The sequence below is a fragment of the Salinivibrio sp. MA427 genome (assembly GCF_001996115.1).
In the GTDB taxonomy this organism is placed as follows: Bacteria; Pseudomonadota; Gammaproteobacteria; order Enterobacterales; family Vibrionaceae; genus Salinivibrio; species Salinivibrio costicola.
In genome coordinates, this window is record NZ_MUFH01000294.1 from 1 (window position 1) to 2954 (window position 2954).

Genomic DNA, 2954 nt, shown 5'->3' on the forward strand with positions numbered 1-2954 from the left:
GACTAACGGTTGTGGACGAGGGATTTGGTAAGTAACACGCACATAAGGATACTCTGGATGTGTGTCTACTGACGCGGCGCGCCCGAGTCGATCAAGATGATCCTGAACCGCTTTCACGCCCGCATAAAGCGCATAGGGTTTTTCGTCTCCTCCTGTTGCAGTACTTCCCTCTATGGCGCGCCAATGATAGAGAACACGTGGGATGTGAATAATTTGCTGCGGCGATAGGTGCTCGACAACACGAAGCGCGAAATCCCAATCTTGTGCGCCTTCATAGCCTTCTCGAAAGCCGCCCACTTCTCTTGCCAGCGAAGTACGGTACACCCCGAGGTGAGAAATATAGTTCATGCTACACAACAGCGCTGGGTTCCATTGGGATTTAAAGTGAGGATCAAAGCGCGTATGGCTATCTTCTGCGATCTTATCCTCATCAGAATAGATAAGCCCCACCTCGGTCTCTGTATTTGATTGAATTACACTGGCAACATGGTAGAGAGCATCAGGCGTCAGCAAATCATCTTGATCCATTAGCGCGATAAATGCACCTGTTGCTAGACTTAATGCGCTATTGGTTGCGGCTGATATATGGCCATTCTGTTGTCGCTCAATAACGCGTATGCGCGGCTCTTTCTCTGCTTGTTCGCGAAGAAACGTTAATACGTCTTGGTTTGTCGAGCAATCATCAGCAACGCATAACTCCCAATGCGGGTAGACTTGCCGTTTAACCGACTCAATCGCCTGAGCTAGGAATGAAAGATCAGGGTTATAAACCGGCATGAGTACTGAGATCACCGCCGGGTTACTCCACTGTTTGATCTGCTTGGCCATATCAGCAAGCTCTGGGCCACTGACTTGACCGTGTAAGGCGACCCACTGTTGATAATTCGTTAATGCATCACGCTTGATCGGAAGCGCTCGTCCTGCTGCTAACAGGCGCTGGAAACCATATTGGCGATATAGATACCAAGCTTTTTTGGCAACCACTACCGGGCCACCACGCTGTACAATCACTTGATGCAGTGATTTTAGGCGCTGTATGTAATGACAAGCCCTTTGCTTACCGGCTTTTAATTGATTGCCCACATATCTAACCGGCGCGGTTAGCTTCCAGGACGTTGAGGCTTGTATGCTCTCTATGGCGGCGGTGAGTTGAGCATGATGCGCTGCCAGCGTCGCGATATTGTCAGCGAGTTGCGCATTTTCATTAGCCAGATCATCTCGCTCTTCTACGCGCTTTTGATATGCATCCGTTAACTGCGCATAGGTAGAAGTTAGATCGTTGTGACGCTCATCCAACCGTTGATGTTCTAATGCAAGCTTCTCATGCTCAGCAAGGATGTGTTGCATATGAAGCTGCTGCTTATTAAACGTATTAATTTGCTCAGCGAGCGCTTCGTCCAGCTGGGTCACTTTCACTGAAAGCTGTGCTTTGCGTTGTCGTAAATCGTCTTCTTGTTGGTGCCAATGTTGTTTCGTTAAACGAGTGATTTTTTCTCGGTAGTCATGATCAAGGTGCTGATGTAGCGTTTGTCGCTGCTGCTCTTTTTGTTTTAGCCAATCTCGCGTTGTTTCATTTAGCACATGCCGTAAGCTTTGCTGCTCGGCTAAGCTGATAACGAAGTTATTCACTTCATTAACAGAGGCTATATACCCCTCGCTGTTTGCGAGCTCTACTTGGGTAGATTGACTGTGACACAAAGAGGTATCGATAAACTCTGCGCAAAACGCTGAAACATCGGCTAAGTTAACGTCTTCTAGCGCAAGAAACGTCTGCAACCCGGCACAAACCGTCGCTGGCTCAGTTAGCATCTTGTTAAATGGTACCCAGTAGACGTCCTGATCTTCAAGGAGTTGCAAATTGGGCAACATGTGGTGAAGCCACAAAATATAGCTGTGAGAAAAAGAAAATTGATCACGCGCTTTCACGGAGCGTGCAATATCTAACGGATTGCGTAATGCATAGACAAAACGGGCGTTGATGTTGGCTTGCTCGAACACCCGTAACCAAAATGGCAGTAACCGTGACGTGCGTGGATCCTTAAACCCAACAGTCCCGTGAACGCGGATACGAGCCTTTAGTATTTGAGCCGCCTCTTCAACAAGGCGTGCCACATAGGCGTCATCCAGATCGATATGAACAGGTTCCGGGGTAAACCAAGCACTTTGGTAATAGCGCAACAAACGATCGTTGATGTCGACAATGTCCAGATCTTCCCAATGCCCCTTAGGGTTATGCGGCCCTGCCCCCATCAGGTTTTCACTCAGCGACACCCCTAACGTTTGTAATGCTTTCGCCAAAGCACTGGTGCCGCTACGGTGCATCCCTAATACCACAACCACTTGCTCTGGCGTTTCTTGCGGGCTGCCACTGGCGGCGGACATGAATCCACTATTCATCGTTTTTCTCTACTGCTTGTTTTATGGGGGTGATCATAACACTATCCCGTCTCTTTCATTTTTACGCGCATATATTTGCTCACCCATCCAGGAAAACACAGCGTGAAGAGACGCACTTGGGGATGCGATACCAATCAACATAATGAATTTTGCCTGTATTCTACACGGGGGGTATCGACCCGCAATAGAGGGTATTGGACAATAGCCTCGAATTCGTCAATACAACGCACAAAAACTGACCACCTGTAAGTAACCCTGGTGGCACTGCTCACTCTGTCGCCACGTTTTTAATGACCAACATTGTGATCATGATCACCAAACTAGACAGTAAAAAACCTAGACTTTTCAGAAAAGACACTTATACATGTCAATTTTAGTAGTGATGAACTTCACAAAAACAATTTTTACGTTCAGTTGCACATTAAACAACCAGACCGTTTTTTATTTTTTATATCAAATATTTAGCAATCAAAAGATGTCAATAAAGATAGGCAAGTGTGATGTTGGCGCAAAAAACTCATTATTGAACGTTGACAAGTTTGTCTACCCTACCTGAC

At 46.9% G+C, this 2954-nt stretch carries 1 protein-coding gene; it reads right to left on the reverse strand.

Translation table 11 applies throughout. The annotated features are described in order from the left end of the window. Positions 1-2397: glycosyltransferase (locus tag BZG79_RS13470; RefSeq protein ID WP_199877880.1), on the reverse strand; the 2397-nt coding region annotated here is incomplete at its 3' end. Between the last annotated feature and the right edge of the window lie 557 nt (positions 2398-2954).